This is a genomic window from Blastococcus sp. SYSU DS0616, assembly GCF_054051015.1.
The window spans coordinates 97,839-122,658 of record NZ_JBJHAJ010000010.1; the positions used below are offsets into that span (position 1 = coordinate 97,839).

Genomic DNA, 24,820 nt, shown 5'->3' on the forward strand with positions numbered 1-24,820 from the left:
TATGACCGGAGCCCGTGCTGCAGCCGACGGCACCCCCACCGAGGTCTGGCACCGGATCTCCACCCCGGCGTCGACCATCGGCCCCTGGCTCCCCGAGGGCGACCTCGGGGAGGCGCTGGCCGACGGGCTGGCCCGGGTGGAGGCCGAGCTGGCCGTCGCCGTGGGCAGCGAGCACCCGTTCGTGCGGGAGGCCGCCGGTCACCTCATGGCCGCCGGCGGCAAGCGGTTCCGGCCGATGCTGGCGCTCCTGGCCGCCCAGCTGGGCGATCCGTCCGCCGCGGAGGTCACGCAGGGCGCCGTGGTCTGCGAGCTCACCCACCTCGCCACGCTGTACCACGACGACGTCATGGACGAGGCCGCCGTGCGCCGGGGCGCCCCCAGCGCGAACAGCCGGTGGAGCAACAGCATCGCCATCCTGACCGGCGACCTGCTCTTCGCCCGGGCGTCGGACATCCTCGCCGACCTGGGTCCCGAGGCCGTGCGGGTCCAGGCGCGGACCTTCGAGCGCCTGGTCACCGGGCAGATCAAGGAGACCGTCGGCGCCCAGCCCGGCGACGACGCGATCGCCCACTACCTGCAGGTGCTCGCCGACAAGACCGGCTCGCTGGTGGCGACGTCGGCCCGTTTCGGGGCCTCATTCTCCGGCGTGGACGACGACCTCGTGGCGGCGCTGACCGAGTTCGGCGAGGAGGTCGGCGTCGCCTTCCAGATCTCCGACGACCTGATCGACATCGTCAGCACCGACGACGTCTCCGGGAAGTCGCCGGGCACCGACCTCCGCGAGGGGATCGCCACCCTGCCGGTGCTGTTCGCGCTGGCCGGCGACGACCCCGCGGAGGCCCGGCTCCGCGAGCTGGTCGCCGGCCCGGTCACCGACGACGCCGAGCACGCCGAGGCGCTCGCGCTGCTCCGGTCCTCCCGGTCGCTGGCCCGCGCCACCGACGTGCTGCGGGAGTACGCCGATCGGGCGCGCGGCCGGCTGGACGACGTCCCGGCCGGTGAGGTGCGCGACGCGCTCTCGGCGCTGTGCGACTACGTGGTCACGCGCACCAGCTAGCGGAAGGACCCCCATGCCCTCCGAAGTCGGCGAGCGCGGGCTCGCCCGAAGGCTCGCCCGGAGCGTGCGAGGGGTGAGAGGGGCGAGGTCCTTCTGCTGCATGGGGGCCGCCCTCCTGCTCACCGCGTGCTCGGGCGGGGCGGAGGAGGACGCCGGCTCGGTCTCGACGCCCCCGACCACCTCGGCTCCCACCGGCGCCCCGTCGCTGCAGGTCGAGGTGGTGGCCGACGGGCTCGACCACCCCTGGGACGTCGCCCAGAGCGAGGACGGCACCCTGCTGCTCGACGAGCGCGCGGGCGGCTTCACGGCGGTGCTCCCGGACGGCACCGTGCGGGAGGTGCAGGCCGACCTCGGTGACCTGTTCGTGGCGGGGGAGACCGGCCTGATGGGCCTGGCGCTGGACCCGGCGTTCGCCGGGAACCGGCGGTTCTACACGTGCCAGGGGGATCGGGAGGGGTTCATCGGCGTCGTCGCCTGGACGGTGGCGGGCGACTGGTCGTCCGCCACCCGGGTCGACGACCCGCTGATCGGTGGCATCCCGCTCAACGAGCGCAGCGGCCGACACGGCGGCTGCCGGCTCGAGTTCGGGCCGGACGGCGCGCTGCTGGTCGGCACCGGGGACAACGCGGTCGGCACCCACCCCCAGGACCTCGGCTCGCTGGCCGGCAAGGTGCTCCGCGCCGACCCCGCCACCGGCCAGGCTCCGCCGGACAACCCCTTCGTCGCTCCGGACGACGGTGCGGCCGACCTGATCTGGACCTACGGGCACCGCAACGTCCAGGGCCTGGCCCGGCGGCCGGGCACGGATCAGGTCTACTCGGTCGAGCACGGGCCCGACCGGAACGACGAGGTCAACCTGCTGCGCCCCGGCGCCAACTACGGCTGGGACCCCGTGGGCGGCGGGGGCTACGACGAGAGCGTGCCGATGACCGACCCGGAGATCGAGGGGGCGGTCCCGGCGGTCTGGGACTCGGGCGCCCCGCCCATCGCCCCGAGCGACGGCACGTTCCTCGACGGGGACCAGTGGGGCGACTACGACGGGCTGCTCCTGCTCGGCGCGCTGCGCGGGCAGCACGTGCTGGCGCTGCGCCTGGACGAGGCCGGCGCCCTCGTCGAGCAGTTCCGGCTGCCCGAGCTGGACGGCACCTACGGGCGCATCCGCACCGTCGAGCAGGGCACCGACGGTGCGCTGTACGTGACCACCGACAACGGCGGCGGCCGAGACCAGTTGCTCCGCGTCACCCCGCAGGGCTGAGGACCCGGCCGGTCACCCGCAGGGGGACGGTGGTCCCGGCGGGCAGCAGGGGGCAGGGCTCCGGCTCGCCCAGCACCGTCCGGACGGGCAGGACGCCGGCCCACACCGGGTCCGGGGCCGCCGCGCCCTCGATGTCGCGCTCGTCGTCCCCCGGCGGGCCGGTGCGGATCTTCACGCTCGCCTCGGCGAGGTCGAGGGCCAGCACCGCGGTGGCGGCCAGCTCCCTGCGGTCGGGCCGGCGGGTCGCCGTCCAGGATCCGGGCGCCAGGTGCTCGGTGAGCACCTCCAGGCCGAGCAGCCGCTCGTCCGGGTCCTGCACCAGGCGGGCCCGCCCGTGCACGACCGCGCAGCGGTAGTTGACCGAGTGGTGGAAGGCCGAGCGCGCGTAGACGATCCCGTCCAGGTGGGTCACGGTGAAGCAGACCGGCGCGCCCGCGGCCGCGCCCCGCAGCGTCGCGGCCCCCGTCGAGCCGTGCAGGTAGAGGGTGTCCCCGCGCCGGCCGTAGCCCGTCGGCAGCACGACCGGGGCGTCGCCCAGCTGCACGCCGAGATGGCCGATCAGGCCGGCGTCGAGCACGGCGTAGAGGTCGGCCCGGTCGGTGCGGGCGCGCTTCGCGCCCCGGCGGACGGTGCTGCGGTCGGTGGGGGAGAGCGGCGGGGCGGTGTCCACGACGTCGATCCTGGACGGCGCAGGTGGTCCTCCGGAACGACCAATCCGCTAGATTCCCGGCAGTCCACTTCGTCGGCGGCAGGAGCACCGTGGTCGACCTCCCCCCGGTGCTGCTCGACCGCAGCTCGGGCACGCCGCTGTCGGTCCAGCTGGCCGAGGCGCTGCGCACCGCCGCCGCCGACGGGACGCTGCGCCCCGGGGACCGGCTGCCGTCGACGCGGGCGTTCGCCGCGGCGCTGCGGGTGAGCCGCACGGTGACCGTCGCCGCCTACGACCAGCTGCTGGCCGAGGGATGGCTCGGCGGACGCCGGGGCGCGGGCACGTACGTCCTCGGCGCGGTGACGGCGGCGCCCGCGGCGGCTCCCGCTCCGGCCGTCCGCTCGCCGGCCGCACCGGCGCTGGTCGACCTGCGGGCGGGGTCGCCGTGCCTGCAGGTCCTCGACCGGGCGGCCTGGCGGCGGGCCTGGCGGGCCGCGGGCGACGAGGCGCCCGACGCCCGCCCGGACGCCGCCGGTGACCCCGCGTTCCGATCGGCGGTGGGTGAGCACCTCCTGCGGCACCGGGGCCTGGCCGCCGGCCCGGAGGAGGTGCTGGCCACCGCCGGCACCTCGGCGGCGGTGGGGGAGGTGGCGCGCGCGCTGCCGCCGGGCAGCCGGGTGGCGGTCGAGGACCCTGGCTACCAGCGCGTCGTCGGTGCGCTGCGCGATGCCGGCGTCGAGGTCGTCCCGGCCGCGGTCGACGACGACGGCCTGATCGTCGACGCGCTCCCGTCCGGGGTGGCCGCCGTCTACTGCACGCCGGCCCACCAGTACCCGCTCGGCCGCCGGATGTCGGCCGCGCGCCGGCTCGCGCTGGTCGCCCGGGCCCGCGCCGAGGGGTGGTGGGTGGTGGAGGACGACTACGACGGGGAGCTGCGCTACGACGTCGCCCCGCTGCCGCTGCTGGGCGCGCTGGGGCCTGACGTCGTGGTGCACCTGGGCACGACGAGCAAGATCCTCAGCCCCACCCTCGGCGTCGGCTGGATGGTGGCGCCCGAACCGCTGCGGGCGGAACTGCTGCTCCGCCGCACCGCCACCGGCACCCGGCCCGCGCGCGCCGGTCAGCGGGTCTTCGCGGGGTTCACGGCCTCCGGGGACCTCGCCCGGCATCTGCGCCGCCTGCGCCGTGAACTGGTCGCGCGGGCGGGCGAGGTGCGGGCCGCGGTCGCGGCGGCCGGGTGCCGGGTGGAGGGGGACGCCGCCGGGGCGCACGTCCTCGTGCCGCTGCCCGGCACCGCCGCGGAGGAGGCGGTGCGCGCGGCGGCCGCGGCGCGGGGGATCGCCGTCGACGGGCTGGCCCGGCACGCGCTGGTGGACGATGGCCGGGCCGGGCTGGTGCTCGGCTTCGCCGCGCCGACGCGGGAGCAGCTCCACCGGGCCCTGCCGGTGCTCACCGACGTGCTGCGGGAGAACGGCCGGCGCTGATCCGCCCCGGACGCAGCACGGCCCGCCTCCCGGGCGGGAGGCGGGCCGTGCGCGCGGAACGGGGTCCTCCTAGGCCTTGACCTCCCAGGTGTCCCCACCGGCCAGCAGGGCGTCGAGGTCGCCGGGGCCCTGCAGCCGGGCCTCGTGCAGCTGCTCGGACATCATCGCCTCGTAGCTCGGCTTCGCCACCTTCCGGAACACGCCCATCGGGGTGTACCGGAGGTCCTGCGTGGACAGCCGGGACAGCGCGAACGCGTAGGACGGGTCCTCGCGGGTCGCGTCGTGCACCACGATCTCGCTCGCGTCGACCTGGTTGGTCTCGGCGATGCGCAGCCCCCCGAAGTCGTCGCGGACCACGCACGAGGCGCCGTCCGGGCCGAACACCAGCGGCTCGCCGTGGACGAGCGGGATCGTCCACATCGGGCCCGTCGCCGGGTCCTTCAGCAGCTCGAACGCGCCGTCGTTGAAGATGTTGCAGTTCTGGTAGATCTCCACCAGCGAGGTGCCCTGGTGCTCCGCGGCCTGCCGCAGCACCTCGGTGAGGCCCTTGCGGTCGGAGTCCATCGCCCGGCCGACGAAGGTGGCGTCCGCGCCGATGGCGAGCGACACCGGGTTGAACGGGTGGTCCAGCGAGCCCATCGGCGTGGACTTGGTGACCTTCCCGACCTCGGAGGTGGGCGAGTACTGGCCCTTGGTGAGCCCGTAGATCCGGTTGTTGAACAGCAGGATCGTCATGTTGACGTTCCGCCGCAGCGCGTGGATCAGGTGGTTGCCGCCGATGGAGAGCGCGTCGCCGTCGCCGGTGACGACCCACACCGAGAGGTCGGGGCGTGAGGCGGCGAGGCCGGTCGCGATCGCCGGGGCGCGGCCGTGGATCGAGTGCATCCCGTAGGTGTTCATGTAGTACGGGAAGCGCGACGAGCAGCCGATGCCCGACACGATGACCATGTCCTCGCGGGCGATGCCCAGGCTCGGCAGGAAGCTCTGGACCGCGTTCAGGATGACGTAGTCACCGCAGCCGGGGCACCAGCGGACCTCCTGGTCGGTCTTGAAGTCCTTGCCCTTGAGCTCGGTCTGCTTGGGGCCGTGCTGCTCGAGCGAGCGGGCGATGGCGGCGTCGATGGGGGTCGGTGCGTCCGGCATGCCGAGTTCGACGGTGGTCACTGCGGTGCTCCGTTCAGGGGTGCGGTGGTGCTGTCGATGGCGTCCTGGATCACCGCGGCCAGCTCGGCCGCGCGGAAGGGCAGCCCGCGCACCTGGGTGTGGCTCTGCACGTCCACCAGGTACTTCGCGCGCAGCAGCAGGGCCAGCTGCCCGAGGTTCATCTCCGGGCAGATGACCCGGTCGTACCGGGCCAGCACCTCGCCGAGGTCGGCGGGGAACGGGTTGATGTGCCGCAGGTGGAGCTGGGCGACCTTCCGGCCGGAGCTCCGGATCCGCCGGCAGGCGGCGCCGATCGGGCCGTAGGTGGAGCCCCACCCGATGACGGCGACGCGCGCGTCGCCGTCGGGGTCGTCGACGTCGGTGGCCGGGATCGACGCGGCGATGCCGTCGATCTTCGCCTGCCGGGTGCGGGTCATGAAGTCGTGGTTGGCCGGGTCGTAGGAGATGTTGCCGGTCCTGTCGGCCTTCTCCAGCCCGCCGATCCGGTGCTGCATGCCCGCGGTGCCCGGGATCGCCCAGGCGCGCGCCAGGGTCTCGGGGTCGCGGAGGTAGGGGAGGAACTCGCCGTCCTCGCCGTTGGGCTCGGTGGCGAAGGCCACCGACCCGGTGAGGTCGGGCAGCGAGTCGGCGTCCGGGATCGCCCACGGCTCGGCGCCGTTGGCGAGGTAGCCGTCCGACAGCAGCATGACCGGCGTCCGGTAGGCGAGCGCGATCCGCGCGGCCTCCACGGCGGCGTCGAAGCAGTCACCGGGGGAGCGCGGGGCGATGACCGGGATCGGGGCCTCGCCGTTGCGGCCGAACATCGCCTGCAGCAGGTCCGACTGCTCGGTCTTCGTCGGCAGGCCGGTGGAGGGGCCACCGCGCTGGACGTCGACGATGACCAGCGGCAGCTCGGTCATGACCGCCAAACCGATGGTCTCGGCCTTGAGCGCCACACCGGGGCCCGACGTCGTCGTGATGCCCAGCGCGCCGCCGAAGGAGGCGCCGAGGGCCGCACCGATGCCGGCGATCTCGTCCTCGGCCTGGAAGGTGCGCACGCCGAAGGCCTTGTGCCGGGACAGCTCGTGGAGGATGTCCGACGCCGGGGTGATCGGGTACGCGCCGAGGAACACCGGGAGCCCCGAGCGCTGGCCGGCGGCGACGAGGCCGAGGGCGAGCGCCTGGTTGCCGGAGATGTTCCGGTAGCGGCCCGGCTTCATCGGGGCGGGCTTGATCTCGTAGGAGACGGCGAAGGCCTCGGTGGTGTCGCCGTAGTTGTAGCCGGCGCGGAACGCGGCGATGTTCGCCGCGGCGATCTCCGGCTTGCGGCGGAACTGGCGCTCGAGGAAGCGGACCGTGCCCTCGGTGGGCCGGTGGTACATCCAGCTCAGCAGGCCGAGGGTGAACATGTTCTTGCTGCGCTCGGCCTCCTTCTTGCCGAGGCCCGAGTCGGCGAGCGCGTCGAGGGTCATCGAGGTCAGCGGGACGCTGACGGTCTGCCACCCCTCGAGCGAGCCGTCCTCCAGCGGGTTGGTCGCGTAGCCGACCTTCGCCAGGTTGCGCGGGGTGAACTCGTCGGAGTCGACGATCAGCAGGCCGCCGCCGGGCAGTTCGCCGAGGTTGGCCTTGAGCGCAGCCGGGTTCATCGCCACGAGCACGTCCGGGGCGTCACCCGGCGTCATGACGTCGTGGTCGGCGAACTGCAGCTGGAAGGAGCTGACGCCCGGCAGGGTCCCCGTCGGCGCGCGGATCTCGGCGGGGAAGTTCGGCAGCGTCTTGAGGTCGTTGCCGAACGACGCCGTCTCGCTGGTGAACCGGTTGCCGGTCAGCTGCATGCCGTCGCCGGAGTCACCGGCCAGCCGGATGACGACGCGGTCGAGCTCCACGACGCTCTTGACGAGCCCACCGGGAGCGGAGCCGGACACCGGGGTGGCCGGGGCGCCGTTCGAGCTCGACGGCGCGACGGTCGGATTGGTGCCAGTCATCAGCGGTCTACCTCCACCGGGCGAGGTTACGTGCGCGTGTACACGGCCGGGATGTGCAACCGGACACGCCGCAGCGGCGAGATGTCACCGCGTCCGGAAGGAGGAACCGCTGCGGTGGCGCGGTCATTCCGCCGGGGGAGGGCGCGTCCGTCGTCCGGGAACGGGCGCTCCCGGGACGGCGTTGGACCGGACGTGCAGCGCTGGAACAACGGACTGAAGACCGCCGTCCTCCTGGGCGCCATGGGCGGGCTGATCCTCGTCGCCGGCTACGCGATCGGCGGCAACGGCGGGCTGTTCATCGCGCTGGTGGTCGCCCTCGGGGTGAACGGCTTCGCTTACTTCAACTCGGACAAGCTGGCACTGCGGGCGATGCGGGCCTTCCCGGTGACCGAGACGCAGGCGCCGCAGCTGTACGCGATCGTGCGCGAGCTCGCGACGGAGGCGCGGCAGCCCATGCCCCGTCTCTACGTGAGCCCGACGAACCAGCCCAACGCGTTCGCCACCGGCCGCAACCCGCGCCACGCGGCCGTCTGCGTCACCCAGGGCATCCTCGAGCTGCTCGACCGGCGCCAGCTGCGGGGGGTGCTCGCGCACGAGCTCTCGCACGTCTACAACCGCGACATCCTGATCAGCTCGGTGGCCGGCGCCATGGCCACGGTGATCACCTACCTGGCCCACATGGCGATGTTCGCCTCGTTGTTCGGCGGCCGGTCCGACGACCGCGGCGGCGGCAACGCCCTCGGCGGCCTGCTGCTGATGCTCCTCGGGCCGATCGCCGCCGGCGTGGTGCAGATGGCGATCAGCCGCAGCCGGGAGTACCAGGCCGACGCCTCGGGCGCCCAGCTGTCGCAGGACCCGCTCGCGTTGGCCGACGCGCTGCGGGTGATCGAGCGGGGGACGGCGGCCCGGCCGCTGCCGCAGGAGGACCGGCTGGTCACCCAGAGCCACCTGATGATCGCGAACCCGTTCCGCGGGGCGGGCATGGCGTCGCTGTTCGCCAGCCACCCGCCCATGCCGCAGCGGATCGCCCGGCTGGAGCAGATGGCCCGCGAGCTCGGCCGGTAGAAGGGCCCCCTCGCTCCCCACGCCACGCTCTGCGCGCCGCCGGTCCCTGCGAGGGGGCCGTTCCATCAGGTCACCGGTAGTTGTCGAACTGCAGGGCGACGTCGAGGTCGGCCCCGCGGAGGAGCTGCTGCACCGCCTGCAGGTCGTCGCGCTTCTTGCCGCTGACCCGCAGCTGGTCGCCCTGGATCTGCGCCTGCACGCCCTTGGGGCCCTCGTCGCGGATCAGCTTGGCGATCTTCTTCGCGACGTCGGACTCGATGCCCTGCTTGATCGTCGCACCGATCTTGTAGCTCTTCCCCGAGGACTGCGGCTCGCCGGCGTCCAGCACCTTGAGCGAGATGCCCCGCTTGACCAGCTTCTCCTTGAACACCTCGAGCGCGGCCGAGACCCGCTCCTCGGTGTCCGCCTGGAGGGTCACGCCTTCCTCCCCGGCCCACGCGATGGTGGCGTTGGTGCCGCGGAAGTCGAAGCGCTGCGAGAGCTCCTTGCCCGTCTGGTTGAGGGCGTTGTCGACCTCCTGCCGGTCGACCTTGCTCACGACGTCGAACGATGCGTCGGCCATGTCTCTCCTCTCATGCCGGACGGGCCCCGGCGCGCCGGGGACCCGTCACCCGTGGGTCCGTCCTCTTGTTACTCTCTCCCGGTACCAAACACGGCGGGTTGCCCGAGTGGCCAATGGGAGCGGACTGTAAATCCGTCGGCTTAGCCTTCGAAGGTTCGAATCCTTCACCCGCCACGCCCGGTACGACGGCCCCCGACCACCAGGTCGGGGGCCGTTCGCGTACCGGGGTCAGGGCGCCGTGGGAGCCCGGGCGCTGGAGACGGCGGTGCGCTCCAGCTGCTGACCACCCAGGAAGAGCCAGCCGAACGCGATGTCGACGTGGCGGGTGCACCGCACCGTCACCTCGGCCCCGTCGGTCTCGGCGGTCCAGCTGTCCAGTGCGAGCCCCCCGTCGGCGAGCTGGTCGGCGACCGCCGTCTGCGCGGCGGCGCGGCCGAGCGGGAGCTCGGTCCCCACCCCGTGCGCGTAGACCACCGCCTCGTCGGCCTGGTTGGCCGCGGCCAGGGCGGCGCCGTCGCAGACCGACTGCACGGACTGCTGTTCGAGGAAGGCATCGGAGGCGGCGATCGCCCCGAAGGCCATCAGCGCCGCGACGAGCCAGCACACCAGCACGAACGGCAGCGTCGAGCCGCGCTCGCGGTCGTCCGGGCCGGGGTGCACGCGCGGCAGCGTAAGCGCGTGCACCCCGGCGTCCGCGGGGCGTCGACACGATCTGTGGACCACCGCGGAGGACGGTTCACCCGTCCTCGTGCACGCCCGTGCGTCTGCGCGGGTGCGCAGTGTGCGCGGACCGGCAGGATCCGCGGCTGGAACTGCCGGTCCGCGCACGCGGTCGGCGGAGGAGGGGCCAAATCACGCGTCGTGTGATCAGCGTGGCGGCTGGTGACGACACGACGGGTCACGCGGCGTGTCGTGATCGAGATGCTTGTGGCGGCCGGTGACGGGAAGGAGTGTCACCCGCGCGGTCCGTATTCGACGACGCCCTGCCCCGCGCGCGGATGGCTGCCGCAACAGCCAACAGTCGTGCCACGAGGGAGGCGCCATGAACAGCAGCACGCAGCGTGAGATCGGTACCCGGGGTGTGAAGTGGGGCCGCGGTGTGAAGTGGGGCCGCGGTGTCAAGTGGGGCCGCAACGAGGCCTGAGCCTCCGCGGCGCCCGGTCGCCGGACTTCGTGCGGGGCAGTCGGTCCGATGGGCCGGCTGCCCCGCACTCATGTCCGGGGTGCCGCGTGCCGATGACCGTGGTGGACGGGTCGCTCTCCCGGGTGCGGGGAGGGTGGCGGTGATCGACACCGCTGCTAGCCTTCGCCCGCCCGACGACCCGGGGAGTGCCGTGCACGTGGCTGAGCAGGACGTTCGTGAGCGTACACGCCCGCGTACCGTCCGCAGTCCCTGGGCGGTCGCGACCCTCGCCCTGGTGGTCGCCGTCCCGGCGGGCGCCGCCGTGTTGGCGCGGGAACCGCTCGCGGTCGATGGTCGGGTCCTCGTCGCGGTCCTGCTGGCCGCGATGCTCGCCGAGTGGGTCAACGTCCACGTCGAGTTCCGGCGGCACAGCTTCGTCAACTCGGCGAGCGAGGTGGCCTTCGTCATCGCGCTCCTCGTGGTGGGCGGGGTCTGGACCGCCGTCACCCGCGCCCTGGCCGTCGGCACCGTCCTGGCGATCCAGCGCTATCCGCGGCCCAAGATCGTGTTCAACGTCGCCGTGGCGGTCATCGACAGCGCGGTCGCCATCGGGGTGCTGGAACTGCTCCCGGCGGGTGACATCAGGGATCCGCTGACGTGGGCGTCCTGCTTGCTGGCCGTCTTCGCGGCCAACGTCGTGGGGGCCGGCATGGTGGCCGGGGCCATCACCCTGACCCAGGGGTATCCCGGACGTTCGGTCTGGACGAGCCTCTTCGTGCCCGTCGTCGTCGTCCAGCCGCTGGCCGTCGTCATCGGCCTGGCCATCCTGCTGCTGCTGGACACCACCCTGTGGGCCGCGGTCATCCTCACCCCACTCGTGGTCGCGCTCGTGCTGCTCTACCGCCGGTTCGCCGAGGTCACCCGGGAGAGCCAGTCCCTGGAGCGGGTCTACGCCTTCGCCCGCCGGGTGGAGCAGGTGCAGCCCGACGAGTCGGGAACCCGGCGGATCGTGCAGGCGGTGCAGGAGCTCCTCAACGCCGAGCGGGTCGCCCTGTGGCTGCCGCCCTACCTCGACGAGGGGCCGCGGCTGGTCGTCGCCACCGAGGGCGGTGCCGACTGGTACGACGGGCCGGGCGACCCCGACGACGTGCTGCGCCGTCGCGCGGTCGCCTCGGCCGGGGCGATCCACGTCGCGGCCGGCCGCGCCGACGAGGTCGAGGCGGCGGCTCTCGCCCGGCGGGGGGTCGCCGAGCTGCTCGCGGCGCCGGTGACCACGGCCGCCGGCGAGCCGGGCTACCTGGAGGTGTGCGACCGGCGCAGCGACGCCGTCTCCTTCGGCAGCAGCGAGCGCGGCGCCCTGGAGTCGATGCTCACCCACATCAACGCCGCGATCCGGCAGCAGCAGCTGCTCACCCGCATCCGCTTCGACGCCGACCACGACCGGCTCACCGGCCTGCCGAACCGCCAGCGGCTCGCCGCGGAGATCGAGGCCCTGGTGGCCGAGGACCCCGAGGGCGGCCAAGCCGGCCTCATCCTCGCCTCGCTCGGCACCTACGCCGACGTCACCGACACCCTCGGGCACGCCGCCAGCGACGAGCTGCTGCTGGTCACCGCCGGGCTGCTCCGCGAGCACGCCCCGCCGCGCGCGCTCCTGGCCCGCATGGAGCGGGAGCAGTTCGCCGTCCTGCTGCCCGGTCTCTCCCTGGCCGCCACCGAGCAGGCGGCCCGGCGGCTGCGCGAGGCCGCGGCCACGCGGGTCCGGGTGGCCGGCCTCGACCTGGAGGTCTCGCTGACCATCGGCGTCGCCGCCGCACCGGTGCACGGCACCGACGCCGGCGCGCTCATGCAGCGCGCCGACGTCGCCCTGCTGGCGGCCGGGGAGGCCGGTGGCGTGGCCAGCTACCACCCGGTGCTGGACCAGCAGAGCCTGCGCCGCCTGCAGCTGGGCACCGAGCTCGAGCAGGCGATGGCCGACGGGCACATCGACGTCGTCTTCCAGCCGGTCATCGACGCGCAGACCTCCGACATCGTGTCGGTGGAGACGCTCGTGCGCTGGACCCACCCGCGCTACGGCAGCATCCCGCCCGAGGACGTGATCGGGCTGGCCGAGCAGATCGGCCGGATCGGGGCGGTCACCGACCACGTCCTGGAGCTCGCGCTCGCGCGGTGCCGGCGCTGGCTGGACCAGGGCATCTCGCTGTCGGTCGCGGTCAACGTCTCCGCGTGCTCGCTGAGCGAGCCCGACCTCGTCGAGCGGATCCGCGGTGCGCTGGAGCGGCACGACGTCCCCGGCGAGCTGCTGATCCTGGAACTGACCGAGAGCAGCGTCGTGAACGACTCGGTGCGGGAGAGCTCGGTCCTGGACAACCTGCACGACCTGGGGCTCCGGCTGTCCATGGACGACTTCGGCACCGGCTACTCGTCGCTCTCCCAGCTCCGGCAGCTGCCCATCGACGAGCTGAAGATCGACAAGTCCTTCGTGCTCACCATGGCCACCAGTCAGGGGGAGTCGTTCATCGCGCGCTCGATCATCGAGCTGGCCCACAACCTGGGGCTGTGCGTGGTGGCGGAAGGCGTCGAGGACGAGATGACGCGCAACCAGCTGATCGCCATGGGCTGCGACAAGCTGCAGGGCTTCCTGATCAGCCGGCCGCTGCCCGAGGACCGGCTGGAGAAGTGGTTGCTCGCCCGGACCGGCGTGCGCTCCGCCGCACCGGGGACCACCCACCGCCGCCTGTACGTCCGGACCTGACGAAGGACCCCGCGTCCCCCCACCGCTCGCGAGCTCGCGCCGGGCCCCTGGCGCGGGGCCGTTCCAGCACGTCCGGGTGCTCGCGGCAGGCCCCTGCAGGGGGGCCGGAGGCATCGGGTACAGTCTTCGATGGCTCCTCGGAGCACGCCCCTTTAGCTCAGTCGGCAGAGCGTCTCCATGGTAAGGAGAAGGTCTACGGTTCGATTCCGTAAAGGGGCTCTGGCAGTAACCTGACCTACCGGTCCTGTCGCGAGACCGGCCCGGGCGGTCACCCCGGCGGTGTAGCTCAGCCTGGTAGAGCAAGCGGCTCATAATCGCTGTGTCACCGGTTCAAGTCCGGTCACCGCTACTCCCGACGGACCCCGCACTCCGGGGTCCGTCGCCGTGTCGGCCACCTGGCCGGTGCGGCAGCAGGGCCCGGTCCCGGGTCCTGTCCCACAAGGCTAGGAGCGCTCCCGTGGCAGCCACCGACGTCCGTCCGAAGATCACCCTGGCCTGCCAGGAGTGCAAGAACCGCAACTACATCACGCGCAAGAACCGGCGGAACGACCCCGACCGGCTCGAGCTGATGAAGTACTGCCCGCGCGAGCGCAAGCACACGCTGCACCGCGAGACCCGCTGACGGTCCGCGGCAGCTGAGCGAGAGGGCGGGAGCATGGCGCTGGACCGGGAACTGGTCGGGCGCAGCTACCCGCCCTCTGCCGTCTACGAGGTCGGGCGGGCCAAGATCGCCGAGTTCGCCACCGCCGTCGGTGCCGAGGACGCGGTGCACCGCGACGTCGACGCGGCCCGGGCGGCCGGCCACCCCGACGTCATCGCGCCGCCCACCTTCGCCATCGTGGTGAGCCTGGAGGCGGCGTTCGTGGTGCTCGGCGACCCCGAGGTGGGGCTGGACTACAGCCGGGTCGTCCACGGCGAGCAGAAGTTCGTCCACCACCGCCCCATCCGGGCCGGCGACCGGCTGGTCGCGACCACCACCATCGACGCCGCCCGCACCGTCGCCGGCAACGACCTGCTGACGGCGAGGGTGGAGCTGGCCACGGAGGACGGCGAGGCGGTCTGCACGGCCACCTCGATGCTCGTCGCGCGAGGTGCGGCATGACCGTGGCGGTCGGGACCGAGCTCCCGGAGCTGGTCGTCCGGATCACCCGGGCGGACCTGGTCCGCTACGCCGGCGCCTCCGGCGACTTCAATCCCATCCACTGGAACGAGCGGGTGGCCCGCGAGGTCGGCCTGCCCGGCGTCATCGCCCACGGCATGTTCACCATGGCGCTCGCCGCGCGGGCGGTCACCGGCTGGACGGGGGACCCGGCGGCGCTCGTCGAGTACCAGGTCCGGTTCGGGCGGCCGGTGGTCGTCCCCGACGACGACGCCGGCGCGGAGCTGACCGTGCGGGGCACGGTCGCCGCCCTCCTGGACGACGGCCGGGCGCGGGTCGACCTGGCGGTCACCAGCGACGGCGAGAAGGTGCTGTCCCTGGCCCGCGCGGTCGTCCGGCTCCCCTGACACCGGCGCCGGCCCTCCCCGCCCGGGCCGCGGCCCTGGACGAGGCGGACCTGCCCCACTGACGGCGCCGGTCCGGGCCCCTCCTCAGTCCGCCTGACCGAGCAGCCGCTGCATGCGGCTGACGCCCTCGACCAGGTCGTCGTCACCCAGGGCGTAGGACATCCGGACGTAGCCGGGCGTCCCGAACGCCTCTCCGGGCACGACCGCCACCTCGGCCTGCTCCAGGATCAGCTCGGCCAGTTCCGCACTGGTGCCGGCGGTGCGGCCACCGATCGGACGGCCGAGCAGCCCCTTCACGGACGGGTAGACGTAGAAGGCGCCCTGCGGCTCGGGGCAGGCGACGCCGGGGATCTCGCGCAGCATCGAGACGATGGTCTGCCGGCGGCGGTCGAACGCCTCCCGCATGGTGGCCACCGCGGAGAGGTCCCCGTTCAGCGCTGCGACGGCCGCGGCCTGGGAGACGTTGGCGACGTTGGAGGTCGCGTGGGACTGGAGGTTGGTCGCGGCCTTGACCACGTCGGCCGGGCCGACGATCCAGCCCACCCGCCAGCCGGTCATCGCGTACGTCTTGGCGACCCCGTTCACCACGACGCACCGGTCGGCGAGCTCGGGGACCAGGACCGGCATCGAGGGTGCCGTCGCCCCGGCGTAGGTGAGGTGCTCGTAGATCTCGTCGGTGAGCACCCACAGGCCGGCCTCGAGCGCCCAGCGGCCGATCTCCTCCACCTGCTCCGCCGGGTACACCGCGCCGGTGGGGTTGGAGGGCGAGCAGAAGAGCAGGGCCTTCGTGCGCGGGGTGCGGACGGCCTCGAGCTGGGCGGCCGACACCAGGTAGCCGCTCTGCTCGTCGGCCACGACCGGCACCGGGACGCCGCCGGCCAGGCGGATGGCCTCGGGGTAGGTGGTCCAGTAGGGCGCGGGCACGATGACCTCGTCGCCGGGGTCGAGCATCGTCGCGAACGCCTCGTAGACCGCCTGCTTGCCGCCGTTGGTGACCAGCACCTGGGCGGGGGTGATCCGCAGCCCGGAGTCGCGCGCGGTCTTGGCGACGATCGCCTCCTTGAGGGCCGGCAGCCCGCCGGCGGGGGTGTACCGGTGCATCGCCGGCGTCCGTGCGGCGGTGATGGCGGCCTCGACGACGTAGTCCGGCGTGGGGAAGTCCGGCTCACCGGCGCCGAACCCGATCACCGGCTTCCCGGCGGCCTTGAGGGCCTTGGCCTTCGCGTCCACGGCGAGCGTCGCGGACTCGGCGATGGCGCCGATGCGGCGGGAGATGCGGCGCGCGGCGGGCGGCAGCTCGGTCGAGCGGGCGGCGGGCTCCGTGGCGGAGGCGTCGGTCATGGGGTCATGGTGTCAAAGACCACGGCCCCCGGGCCGCCCGCCCGGTCCCGAACGGTCGGGGGGCCCGGCGGCGGGGCCCCGCGAGGGGTGGGGCCGGTGGGACGTTCGCTCCTCCCCGGTCCGGTCCCGTACACTGGCTTCACCGGGGCCTGTTGACCCCGCCACCGGCGTGCCCCGGATCCCCGTCCGGGGGTCGAGGTCGCCGTGGCGGCGAGACGCTCCGGTGCCCGGCAGGGCATAGGGGTGTAGCTCAATTGGCAGAGCAGCGGTCTCCAAAACCGCAGGCTGCAGGTTCAAGTCCTGTCACCCCTGCCAGCAGGACACGGCACCACCGACCGACGGCCCTCGCGGGAGAGGCCACCACGACGAGGCGAGCGAGGCGCAGTGAGCGACGAGAAGCCGGGCCGCGAGGACGACGCGCGCGCCGCCTCCGACGCCGAGCTCACCGACGAGCAGCTCGACCAGGAGGCCCCCGGCGTCGATGACGCAGGGGCGCTGGAGGCCGCCGAGGACCAGGTGGCCGGCGAGGCCGAGGCCGACGAGGACAAGGTCGTCGCGGCCCGCCCGGGTGACCGGGGCGCCCGCCGACGGGGCCGGATCACCGCCGACGGCGACGAGGACGACGAGCCGGCGGCGCCGTCGCGCCGCGCCGCGCGGTCGGCCACCGAGCCCGCCGGCGAGGGCGCTCCGACCCGGTCGCGGGCCGCGGCGGAGCGGGCCCGCGCCGACGAGATGCAGCCCCGCCGTTCGCTCGCGCGCTTCCTGCGCGAAGTCGTCGCCGAGCTGCGCAAGGTCATCTGGCCGGGTCGGCGGGAGCTGATCACCTACACGACCGTGGTGATCGTGTTCGTCGCGTTCATCGTCGCGCTGGTGGCCGGCCTCGACCTGCTCTTCGCCCAGGGCGTGCTCGCCGTCTTCGGTTGATCCGCCCCGCGCCCGAACGCCCCTGACATGGAAGAGACCCTGTGATCGAGCTTGCGAGATCACCAATGAGCGCAGCACCGTCGGTCACGACGCCGGCGAGCGCCACCGAGGAGAAGCAGTGACCGACCCCCGCGAGCCCTTCGAGACCGACAACGCGGTCGAGGGCACCGACCTGGACGACGCCCGCTTCGACGAGCGCGGCACCGCCGACGTCGAGACCGGCGCCGACGAGGCCGGTGCCGCCGAGGGCTCCAGCGACACCGCCGACCTCGCTGCGGGTGCCGCCATCTCCGACGGCGAGGTCGCCGACGCGACGCCGGAGATCGAGAGCGGTGACCCCGACACCCTCGCGACCGACCCGCAGGCCGCGCCCGCCCCGGACTCCGACGTCGCGGCGGAGGAGGACGAGGACCCGGTCGAGGCGCTCCGCAAGGCGCTGCGCATCGCCCCGGGCGACTGGTACGTCGTCCACTCCTACGCGGGCTACGAGAACAAGGTGAAGACCAACCTCGAGGCGCGCATCCAGTCCCTGGACGTGGAGGACTACATCTACCAGATCGAGGTGCCCACCGAGGAGGTCACCGAGATCAAGAACGGCAAGCGCTCGCAGGTCAACCGCAAGGTCCTGCCGGGCTACCTGCTGGTCCGCATGGAGCTCAACGACGAGTCGTGGGGGGCGGTCCGCAACACCCCCGGGGTCACCGGCTTCGTCGGTGCGACCTCCAAGCCCTCGCCGCTGACCATCGACGAGGTCGTGAAGATCCTCGCCCCGGCCGTCACGCCGCAGGCGCCGCGCGTCACCGAGGCCGCCGCCGCGAGCCCGGGCGGCGCCGCCGCCCCGACCGCCGTCGTCGACTTCGAGGTCGGCGAGTCGGTCACGGTCATGGACGGTCCGTTCGCCACGCTGCCCGCCACCATCAACGAGATCAACGCCGAACAGCAGAAGCTGCAGGTGCTGGTCTCCATCTTCGGCCGCGAGACGCCCGTCGAGCTCTCGTTCAGTCAGGTCCAAAAGATCTGACGGACGTGCCCCGAAGACTTCACCACCCAACCTGAACCGGAGAACAGAGCATGCCCCCCAGGAAGCGGTTGACCGCGGTCATCAAGCTCCAGATCAACGCCGGTGCGGCCACCCCCGCGCCGCCCGTCGGTCCGGCGCTGGGTCAGCACGGCGTCAACATCATGGAGTTCTGCAAGGCGTACAACGCCGCGACCGAGTCGCAGCGTGGGAACGTCGTCCCCGTGGAGATCTCGGTCTTCGAGGACCGGTCCTTCACCTTCGTCACCAAGACCCCGCCGGCCGCGCGCATGCTGCTCAAGGCCGCCGGTGTCGAGAAGGGCTCGGGGGAGCCGCACAAGACCAAGGTCGCCACGGTCACCCGTGACCAGGTCCGCGAGATCGCCCAGACCAAGATGGCCGACCTCAACGCCAACGACCTCGACCAGGCCGAGAAGATCATCGCCGGCACCGCCCGGTCGATGGGCATCACCGTCACCAACTGACCAGCAACGGCCTCGTTCCGAGGCTCGCCCCGAGCGTGCGAGGGGTGAGGAGAACGAGGTCCTTCATCAGTGGGAGGGCCACGCCAGGCCCGTTCACCACATGACCGGGGCACGAGCCCCCGGAGAGGACACCCCATGGCGAAGCACGGCAAGAAGTACCGCGCGGTGGCCGAGAAGGTCGACCGCGACAACCTGTACAGCCCGCTCCAGGCCGCCACGCTGGCCAAGGAGACGTCGACGACCGCCTACGACGCCACCGTCGAGGTCGCCATGCGCCTGGGCGTCGACCCGCGCAAGGCCGACCAGATGGTCCGCGGCACGGTCAACCTGCCCCACGGCACCGGCAAGACCGCCCGCGTCATCGTCTTCGCGACCGGTGACAAGGCCGCCGAGGCCGAGGCCGCCGGCGCCGACGTCGTGGGCTCCGACGACCTGATCGAGCGCATCCAGGGCGGCTTCCTGGACTTCGACGCGGCGATCGCGACGCCGGACCAGATGGCCAAGGTCGGCCGGATCGCCCGCATCCTCGGCCCTCGCGGCCTGATGCCGAACCCGAAGACCGGCACGGTGACCCCCGACGTCACCAAGGCCGTCAACGACATCAAGGGTGGGAAGATCAACTTCCGTGTCGACAAGCAGGCGAACCTGCACCTGGTGATCGGCAAGACGTCCTTCGACGAGGCCAAGCTGGTCGAGAACTACGCCGCTGCCCTCGACGAGGTCCTCCGCGCCAAGCCGTCCTCGGCCAAGGGTCGGTACCTCAAGAAGGTCACCATCTCCACCACGATGGGCCCCGGCATCCCGGTCGACCCGAACCGCACTCGCAACCTGACGGTGGACGAGTAGAAGGACCCCGTCCTCCCCGCCCTTCGCGAGCTCAGGGCGGGACCGGGACGGGGCCGTTCCAGGCCCGCACGACGGCCCCGCTGCGCACCCGCGCGGCGGGGCCGTCGGCGTATGGCGTACTCTTGTCGACGTTCCCCCCAAGACCGCTGGTCGTCGCACGTCCGCGTGCGATCGAAGGTCCCGGAGCTCCGGGCGACCCGCGCAGGAGGACGGTTCGATCGGCAGGCCTCCGCGCCTGCCCCTCGCCCCGTGCGCCCTGCGCCGGGGCGTTCCTCGTCTCCGGGCCTCTCGTCGCACGTCGTCGTGCAGCGTCCAGCAGTCGCCCGACAGACGAGAGGAGGCCCATGCCCACGCAGGCGAAGGCCGCGGTGATCGACGAGATCACCGAGCGGTTCCAGTCGTCCAGCGCGGCGGTGCTCACCGAGTACCGCGGGCTGACCGTGGCCCAGCTGACCCAGCTGCGCCGTTCCCTCGGTGAGGGCAGCAGCTACGCCGTCGTCAAGAACACCCTGACGAAGCGGGCGGCGGACCAGGTCGGTCACACCGACCTCGCCCCGCTGCTCAACGGTCCCACCGCGATCGCCTTCATCGAGGGCGACGTCGTCGAGGCCGCCAAGGCCATCCGCGACTTCGCGCGCACCAACCCGCTGCTCGTCGTCAAGGGTGGTGTCGTCGAGGGCCGCACCGTCAGCCCCGCCGAGGTCACCGCCCTGGCCGACGTCGAGCCGCGCGAGGTGCTGCTGGCCAAGCTGGCCGGCGCGATGAAGGGCAACCTGACCAAGGCCGCCGGCCTCTTCCAGGCCCCGCTGTCGCAGGTCGCCCGCCTGGCCGAGGCGCTCAAGGAGAAGAAGCCCGCCGAGGGCGCCGACTCCACCGCCGACGCCGCCGCGGACACCGCTGCTGCCGACACCACCACCCCCGACGCTGACGCCGCGGACGCCGCGGCCAGCACCGACTGACCCCAGAAGGAGACACCATGGCCAAGCTTTCCACCACGGAGCTGCTCGACGCGTTCAAGGAGATGACCCTCCTCGAGCTGTCCGACTTCGTGAAGCAGTTCGAGGAGACCTTCGAGGTCACCGCTGCTGCCCCCGTCGCCGTCGCGGCCGCCCCGGCCGCCGGTGGTGGCGGCGGCGACGCCGGTGCCGCTGCCGAGGAGCAGGACGAGTTCGACGTCATCCTCGAGAGCGCCGGCGACAAGAAGATCCAGGTCATCAAGGAGGTGCGCGGCCTGACCTCGCTCGGCCTCAAGGAGGCCAAGGACCTGGTCGACAACGCGCCCAAGCCGGTCCTGGAGAAGGTCGCCAAGGACGCCGCCGAGAAGGCCAAGGCCGCTCTCGAGGGCGCCGGCGCCTCCGTCACCGTCAAGTGACGCCCTCCCCGGCCTGAGCCGGGGAGCGCACCACCCCGCACAGGGGCCGTCCACCACCTGGAGGACGGCCCCTGTCGCATGTCCGGGTGGTTCCGCCGCCCAGGAGGGAGCGCGGGTCACGCAGACTCCGTGGCACGTGTGACCTCCGCCGGGCCAGTCGTGCGTGCAGACGGTGCCGACGGTGCAGGCCGCGCATGGTCACCATCGACGGCGAGTGGACGATCAGCGGGCTGGCGCTCACCGCCAGCTGAGTCCGGCCGCGTGCGCATCTCGTCGTCCGGCCGGCGAGGCCGCCGCCTCCGGCCGGCGAGGCCGCCGCCTCCGTGCGGGCCCGGGTGGGGCCGCCCCGGCAACCGGGCCGCTCGGCGTGGCGGTCCCACCGGAGCGGGATGGCTGACATCATGGATCCGCCGCACACCCCACCGGCCCGCCGGAGGGCCGCCCGTCCCGCGGATGTGGCGCCGCTCGCACCGGTGCCCCCGACGTGGACATCGCGCGCCACCAGGGGTAGGGTCTCCTGTTGCGCTGCCCTCTGACTGCCTGCCCGCCACAACGGGTCACGACGGGCGCCCGGGAATCCACCGGGCGATGCCCGCGCTGACCTGTCCGGCGAGCGATCGCGGCCGTCGCGGACAGCCTCGCCACCACCGACGACGACCCAGGACGACCCCGCAGCCCACCGCCCGCACGTCGTGAGGTCCTTGGAAGGACGCATCTTGGCAGGCTCTCGCCCCACCAGCATCACCCCCGGCACCACCGAGTCGGGTAACACCCGAACCACCCCGGTCACGCAGAACGGCCCCCGCACCGGCGAGGCCGACCAGCAGAAGATCCCCGGCGCGCCGCTGCGCGTCTCGTTCGCCAAGATCTCCGAGCCCCTCGAGGTGCCGGATCTGCTCGCCCTGCAGACCGCGTCCTTCGACTGGCTCGTGGGCAGCCCCGAGTGGCGGGCCACCCTCTCCCCCGAGGAGCAGGAGGCGGCCGTCGGTGGCCTCGCCGAGATCCTCGAGGAGATCTCCCCGATCGAGGACTTCAGCGGCTCGATGTCGCTGTCCTTCTCCAACCCGCGCTTCGAGGACGTCAAGGCGTCCCTCGAGGAGTGCAAGGACAAGGACATGACCTACGCGGCGCCGCTGTTCGTCACCGCCGAGTTCATGAACAACACCACCGGCGAGATCAAGAGCCAGACGGTGTTCATGGGCGACTTCCCGATCATGACGAACAAGGGCACCTTCGTCATCAACGGGACCGAGCGCGTCGTCGTGTCCCAGCTCGTCCGCAGCCCCGGCGTCTACTTCGACAAGACGCTGGACAAGACGTCGGACAAGGACGTCTTCAGCGCCAAGGTCATCCCCAGCCGCGGTGCGTGGCTGGAGTTCGACGTCGACAAGCGCGACACCGTCGGCGTCCGCATCGACCGCAAGCGCCGCCAGCCCGTCACCGTCCTGCTCAAGGCCCTCGGCTGGGGCGAGGACCGCATCCGCGAGCACTTCCAGTGGTCGCCCACGGTCCTGGCCACGCTGGAGAAGGACCACATCGCGGGGCAGGACGAGGCCCTGCTCGACATCTACCGCAAGCTGCGGCCGGGCGAGCCGCCGACGCGTGAGTCGGCGCAGGCGCTGCTGGAGAACCTGTTCTTCAACCCCAAGCGCTACGACCTGGCCAAGGTGGGCCGGTACAAGGTCAACAAGAAGCTGGGCGTCGAGGTGCCGCAGGGCACCCAGACGCTGACCGAGGACGACATCGTCGCCACCATCGAGTACGTCGTGCGCCTGCACGCCGGCGAGCCCGACCACGGCGTCGACGACATCGACCACTTCGGCAACCGCCGCCTGCGCACCGTCGGCGAGCTGATCCAGAACCAGATCCGGGTCGGCCTGTCCCGCATGGAGCGCGTGGTCCGCGAGCGGATGACGACCCAGGACGTCGAGGCGATCACGCCGCAGACCCTGATCAACATCCGGCCGGTCGTCGCCTCCATCAAGGAGTTCTTCGGCACCAGCCAGCTGTCCCAGTTCATGGACCAGACCAACCCGCTCGCGGGCCTGACCCACAAGCGCCGCCTGTCGGCGCTGGGTCCCGGTGGTCTGTCGCGCGAGCGGGCCGGCATGGAGGTCCGCGACGTGCACCCGAGCCACTACGGCCGGATGTGCCCGATCGAGACGCCGGAAGGCCCGAACATCGGCCTGATCGGCTCGCTGTCCTCCTACGGCCGGGTCAACGCCTTCGGCTTCATCGAGACGCCGTACCGCAAGGTCGAGAACGGCACCGTCACCGACCAGATCGACTACCTCACCGCCGACGAGGAGGACCGCTTCGTCGTCGCGCAGGCCAACAGCCCGCTCGACGCGCAGGGCCGCCTCGCCGAGGAGCGCGTCCTGGTCCGCACCAAGGGTGGCGAGGTCGACTACCTCGCCCCCGAGAACGTGGACTACATGGACGTCTCGCCGCGGCAGATGACCTCGGTCGCGACGGCGATGATCCCGTTCCTCGAGCACGACGACGCCAACCGCGCGCTCATGGGCGCGAACATGCAGCGGCAGGCGGTGCCGCTGCTGCGCAGCGAGGCGCCGCTGGTCGGCACGGGCATGGAGCTGCGGGCCGCCGTCGACGCCGGCGACGTGGTCGTGGCGGAGAAGGCCGGTGTGGTCGAGGACTCCACCGCCGACTACGTCACCGTGATGGCCGACGACGGCACCCGGCAGACCTACCGGCTGCTGAAGTTCCGCCGCTCCAACCAGGGCACCTCGGTCAACCAGACCCCGCTGGTCGACGAGGGGCAGCGGGTCGAGGTGGGCCAGGTCATCGCCGACGGGCCGTGCACCGACGAGGGCGAGATGGCGCTGGGGAAGAACCTCCTGGTCGCCTTCATGTCGTGGGAGGGCCACAACTACGAGGACGCGATCATCCTGTCGCAGCGCCTCGTGCAGGACGACGTCCTGTCCTCGATCCACATCGAGGAGTTCGAGGTCGACGCCCGCGACACCAAGCTCGGCGCCGAGGAGATCACCCGGGACATCCCGAACGTCTCCGAGGACGTGCTGGCCGACCTCGACGAGCGGGGCATCATCCGCATCGGGGCCGAGGTCGTCCCCGGCGACATCCTCGTCGGCAAGGTCACGCCCAAGGGCGAGACCGAGCTGACCCCCGAGGAGCGCCTGCTGCGGGCCATCTTCGGCGAGAAGGCCCGCGAGGTGCGCGACACGTCGCTGAAGGTCAAGCACGGTGAGTCCGGCAAGGTCATCGGCGTCCGCGTGTTCTCGCGCGAGGACGGCGACGAGCTGCCTGCCGGCGTCAACGAGCTGATCCGGGTCTACGTCGCCCAGATGCGCAAGATCTCCGACGGTGACAAGCTCGCCGGCCGCCACGGCAACAAGGGCGTCATCTCGAAGATCCTGCCGCAGGAGGACATGCCGTTCCTCGAGGACGGCACCCCGGTCGACATCGTCCTCAACCCGCTCGGCGTCCCCGGCCGCATGAACGTCGGCCAGGTCCTGGAGATGCACCTCGGGTGGATCGCCAAGCAGGGCTGGCAGGTCGACGGCGACCCGGACTGGGCGAAGAACCTGCCCGAGGCGGCGAGGTCGGCGGCGCCGGGCACCCGGACTGCGACGCCGGTGTTCGACGGTGCCAAGGAGGAGGAGATCGTCGGGCTGCTCTCGTCCACGATCCCGAACCGCGACGGCAAGCGGATGGTGCAGCCCACCGGCAAGGCGCGGTTGTTCGACGGCCGCTCCGGGGAGCCCTTCCCCGAGCCGATCGCCGTGGGCTACGTCTACATCCTGAAGCTGCTGCACCTGGTCGACGACAAGATCCACGCCCGCTCGACCGGCCCCTACTCGATGATCACGCAGCAGCCGCTGGGTGGTAAGGCGCAGTTCGGTGGCCAGCGCTTCGGCGAGATGGAGTGCTGGGCGATGCAGGCCTACGGCGCGGCCTACGCGCTGCAGGAGCTGCTCACCATCAAGTCCGACGACATCCTCGGCCGCGTGAAGGTCTACGAGGCCATCGTCAAGGGCGAGAACATCCCCGAGCCGGGCATCCCGGAGTCGTTCAAGGTGCTGCTCAAGGAGCTGCAGTCGCTGTGCCTCAACGTCGAGGTGCTCTCCGGCGACGGGCAGGCGATCGAGCTGCGCGACACCGACGACGAGGTCTTCCGGGCCGCGGAGGAGCTGGGCATCGACCTGTCCCGCCGCGAGCCGTCGTCCGTCGAAGACGTCTGATCGGTAGTCGGCCGGCCCTGAGCAGTCGGG

General features: G+C 72.6%; 21 protein-coding genes and 4 tRNA genes. 19 read left to right on the plus strand and 6 right to left on the minus strand.

The annotated features are described in order from the left end of the window. The first annotated feature begins 1 nt into the window (after position 1). On the plus strand, positions 2-1,057 hold the full coding sequence (locus ACI79K_RS09880) for a polyprenyl synthetase family protein (RefSeq protein WP_456589096.1): 1,056 nt from the start codon (positions 2-4) through the stop codon (positions 1,055-1,057). 100 nt (positions 1,058-1,157) lie between these two features. Continuing rightward, positions 1,158-2,312, plus strand: coding sequence for a PQQ-dependent sugar dehydrogenase (locus ACI79K_RS09885; RefSeq protein ID WP_456599611.1), 1,155 nt, complete (start codon positions 1,158-1,160; stop codon positions 2,310-2,312). Here ACI79K_RS09885 and ACI79K_RS09890 read toward each other — a convergent pair. Beyond that, positions 2,296-2,982: a pyridoxamine 5'-phosphate oxidase family protein gene (locus ACI79K_RS09890; protein WP_456589094.1), complete on the minus strand. Its 687-nt coding sequence runs from the start codon at positions 2,980-2,982 to the stop codon at positions 2,296-2,298. The two genes, ACI79K_RS09885 and ACI79K_RS09890, sit on opposite strands and share 17 nt — an antisense overlap. Before the next feature lie 89 nt (positions 2,983-3,071). Between ACI79K_RS09890 and pdxR the strand changes: the two genes are divergently transcribed. Next, entirely contained in the window at positions 3,072-4,445 is a 1,374-nt protein-coding gene (gene pdxR, locus ACI79K_RS09895; RefSeq protein WP_456599612.1) for a MocR-like pyridoxine biosynthesis transcription factor PdxR, read from the plus strand. Positions 4,446-4,514: 69 nt separating this feature from the next. On the opposite strand, the gene ACI79K_RS09900 is transcribed toward pdxR, so the two are convergent. After that, the gene (locus tag ACI79K_RS09900; protein ID WP_456589092.1) at positions 4,515-5,609 is read right to left on the minus strand and encodes a 2-oxoacid:ferredoxin oxidoreductase subunit beta; all 1,095 of its coding nucleotides are present in this window, start codon (positions 5,607-5,609) and stop codon (positions 4,515-4,517) included. Continuing rightward, positions 5,606-7,573, minus strand: coding sequence for a 2-oxoacid:acceptor oxidoreductase subunit alpha (locus ACI79K_RS09905; protein WP_456589091.1), 1,968 nt, complete (start codon positions 7,571-7,573; stop codon positions 5,606-5,608). Before ACI79K_RS09905 ends, ACI79K_RS09900 begins: the two co-directional genes overlap by 4 nt. Positions 7,574-7,765: 192 nt before the next feature. Between ACI79K_RS09905 and htpX the strand changes: the two genes are divergently transcribed. Further along, positions 7,766-8,638: a zinc metalloprotease HtpX gene (gene htpX / locus ACI79K_RS09910; protein WP_456589090.1), complete on the plus strand. Its 873-nt coding sequence runs from the start codon at positions 7,766-7,768 to the stop codon at positions 8,636-8,638. A gap of 70 nt (positions 8,639-8,708) precedes the next feature. Here the strand turns inward: htpX and ACI79K_RS09915 are convergent, their stop codons facing one another. Beyond that, positions 8,709-9,200 carry a YajQ family cyclic di-GMP-binding protein gene (locus ACI79K_RS09915; RefSeq protein WP_456589089.1) on the minus strand — a complete coding sequence of 164 codons (492 nt, stop codon included), beginning with the start codon at positions 9,198-9,200 and terminating at the stop codon, positions 8,709-8,711. Positions 9,201-9,292: 92 nt separating this feature from the next. On the opposite strand from ACI79K_RS09915, the gene ACI79K_RS09920 reads away from it, so the two are divergent. Then, positions 9,293-9,374, plus strand: a tRNA-Tyr gene (locus ACI79K_RS09920). 54 nt (positions 9,375-9,428) lie between these two features. Here the strand turns inward: ACI79K_RS09920 and ACI79K_RS09925 are convergent. Next, complete coding sequence (locus ACI79K_RS09925; RefSeq protein ID WP_456589088.1) at positions 9,429-9,860, minus strand: pilus assembly protein TadG-related protein; 432 nt, start codon at positions 9,858-9,860, stop codon at positions 9,429-9,431. 758 nt (positions 9,861-10,618) lie between these two features. On the opposite strand from ACI79K_RS09925, the gene ACI79K_RS09930 reads away from it, so the two are divergent. From ACI79K_RS09930 to ACI79K_RS09955, 6 genes are all read left to right on the plus strand, one after another. Beyond that, entirely contained in the window at positions 10,619-13,075 is a 2,457-nt protein-coding gene (locus tag ACI79K_RS09930; RefSeq protein ID WP_456599613.1) for a putative bifunctional diguanylate cyclase/phosphodiesterase, read from the plus strand. A 146-nt stretch (positions 13,076-13,221) separates the two neighbouring features. Beyond that, positions 13,222-13,294, plus strand: a tRNA-Thr gene (locus ACI79K_RS09935). A gap of 56 nt (positions 13,295-13,350) precedes the next feature. Continuing rightward, a tRNA-Met gene (locus ACI79K_RS09940) sits at positions 13,351-13,424 on the plus strand. Between the two features lie 108 nt (positions 13,425-13,532). Next, positions 13,533-13,697, plus strand: coding sequence for a 50S ribosomal protein L33 (gene rpmG, locus ACI79K_RS09945; protein ID WP_091770212.1), 165 nt, complete (start codon positions 13,533-13,535; stop codon positions 13,695-13,697). 33 nt (positions 13,698-13,730) lie between these two features. Then, entirely contained in the window at positions 13,731-14,177 is a 447-nt protein-coding gene (locus ACI79K_RS09950; RefSeq protein WP_456589086.1) for an FAS1-like dehydratase domain-containing protein, read from the plus strand. Beyond that, positions 14,174-14,581, plus strand: coding sequence for a MaoC family dehydratase (locus ACI79K_RS09955; protein WP_456589085.1), 408 nt, complete (start codon positions 14,174-14,176; stop codon positions 14,579-14,581). Before ACI79K_RS09950 ends, ACI79K_RS09955 begins: the two co-directional genes overlap by 4 nt. An 84-nt stretch (positions 14,582-14,665) precedes the next feature. On the opposite strand, the gene ACI79K_RS09960 is transcribed toward ACI79K_RS09955, so the two are convergent. Beyond that, positions 14,666-15,922, minus strand: a complete 1,257-nt coding sequence (locus tag ACI79K_RS09960) for a pyridoxal phosphate-dependent aminotransferase (RefSeq protein ID WP_456589084.1) — start codon at positions 15,920-15,922, stop codon at positions 14,666-14,668. A 239-nt stretch (positions 15,923-16,161) separates the two neighbouring features. Between ACI79K_RS09960 and ACI79K_RS09965 the strand changes: the two genes are divergently transcribed. The 8 genes from ACI79K_RS09965 to rpoB all read left to right on the plus strand — a co-directional run bounded on the left by ACI79K_RS09965 (position 16,162) and on the right by rpoB (position 24,790). Continuing rightward, positions 16,162-16,237: transfer RNA gene (locus tag ACI79K_RS09965), tRNA-Trp, on the plus strand. Between the two features lie 69 nt (positions 16,238-16,306). Beyond that, positions 16,307-16,846 (plus strand): preprotein translocase subunit SecE, encoded by a 540-nt coding sequence (secE, locus tag ACI79K_RS09970; protein ID WP_456596308.1) that lies wholly within the window; start codon positions 16,307-16,309, stop codon positions 16,844-16,846. 118 nt (positions 16,847-16,964) lie between these two features. Next, the gene (gene nusG / locus ACI79K_RS09975) at positions 16,965-17,867 is read left to right on the plus strand and encodes a transcription termination/antitermination protein NusG (protein WP_456599614.1); all 903 of its coding nucleotides are present in this window, start codon (positions 16,965-16,967) and stop codon (positions 17,865-17,867) included. A 50-nt stretch (positions 17,868-17,917) separates the two neighbouring features. Then, positions 17,918-18,349: a 50S ribosomal protein L11 gene (rplK, locus tag ACI79K_RS09980; protein WP_456589081.1), complete on the plus strand. Its 432-nt coding sequence runs from the start codon at positions 17,918-17,920 to the stop codon at positions 18,347-18,349. A 135-nt stretch (positions 18,350-18,484) separates the two neighbouring features. Next, complete coding sequence (gene rplA / locus ACI79K_RS09985) at positions 18,485-19,195, plus strand: 50S ribosomal protein L1 (RefSeq protein ID WP_456596310.1); 711 nt, start codon at positions 18,485-18,487, stop codon at positions 19,193-19,195. A gap of 344 nt (positions 19,196-19,539) precedes the next feature. Beyond that, positions 19,540-20,154 (plus strand): 50S ribosomal protein L10, encoded by a 615-nt coding sequence (gene rplJ, locus ACI79K_RS09990; RefSeq protein WP_456589079.1) that lies wholly within the window; start codon positions 19,540-19,542, stop codon positions 20,152-20,154. 17 nt (positions 20,155-20,171) lie between these two features. Continuing rightward, a complete protein-coding gene (gene rplL / locus ACI79K_RS09995) occupies positions 20,172-20,567 on the plus strand; it encodes a 50S ribosomal protein L7/L12 (RefSeq protein ID WP_456589078.1) in 396 nt (131 codons plus the stop codon). Between the two features lie 716 nt (positions 20,568-21,283). Then, positions 21,284-24,790: a DNA-directed RNA polymerase subunit beta gene (gene rpoB / locus ACI79K_RS10000; protein WP_456589077.1), complete on the plus strand. Its 3,507-nt coding sequence runs from the start codon at positions 21,284-21,286 to the stop codon at positions 24,788-24,790. Positions 24,791-24,820: the final 30 nt, after the last annotated feature.

Coding starts and splice junctions, on each gene's coding strand:
- ACI79K_RS09880 (WP_456589096.1), top strand. CDS start 2: ATGACCGGAGCCCGTGCTGCAGCCGACGGCACCCCCACCGAGGTCTGG.
- ACI79K_RS09885 (WP_456599611.1), top strand. CDS start 1,158: ATGGGGGCCGCCCTCCTGCTCACCGCGTGCTCGGGCGGGGCGGAGGAG.
- ACI79K_RS09905 (WP_456589091.1), bottom strand. CDS start 7,573: ATGACTGGCACCAATCCGACCGTCGCGCCGTCGAGCTCGAACGGCGCC.
- ACI79K_RS09915 (WP_456589089.1), bottom strand. CDS start 9,200: ATGGCCGACGCATCGTTCGACGTCGTGAGCAAGGTCGACCGGCAGGAG.
- ACI79K_RS09950 (WP_456589086.1), top strand. CDS start 13,731: ATGGCGCTGGACCGGGAACTGGTCGGGCGCAGCTACCCGCCCTCTGCC.
- ACI79K_RS09955 (WP_456589085.1), top strand. CDS start 14,174: ATGACCGTGGCGGTCGGGACCGAGCTCCCGGAGCTGGTCGTCCGGATC.
- ACI79K_RS09960 (WP_456589084.1), bottom strand. CDS start 15,922: ATGACCGACGCCTCCGCCACGGAGCCCGCCGCCCGCTCGACCGAGCTG.
- rplK (WP_456589081.1), top strand. CDS start 17,918: ATGCCCCCCAGGAAGCGGTTGACCGCGGTCATCAAGCTCCAGATCAAC.
- rplA (WP_456596310.1), top strand. CDS start 18,485: ATGGCGAAGCACGGCAAGAAGTACCGCGCGGTGGCCGAGAAGGTCGAC.
- rplJ (WP_456589079.1), top strand. CDS start 19,540: ATGCCCACGCAGGCGAAGGCCGCGGTGATCGACGAGATCACCGAGCGG.
- rplL (WP_456589078.1), top strand. CDS start 20,172: ATGGCCAAGCTTTCCACCACGGAGCTGCTCGACGCGTTCAAGGAGATG.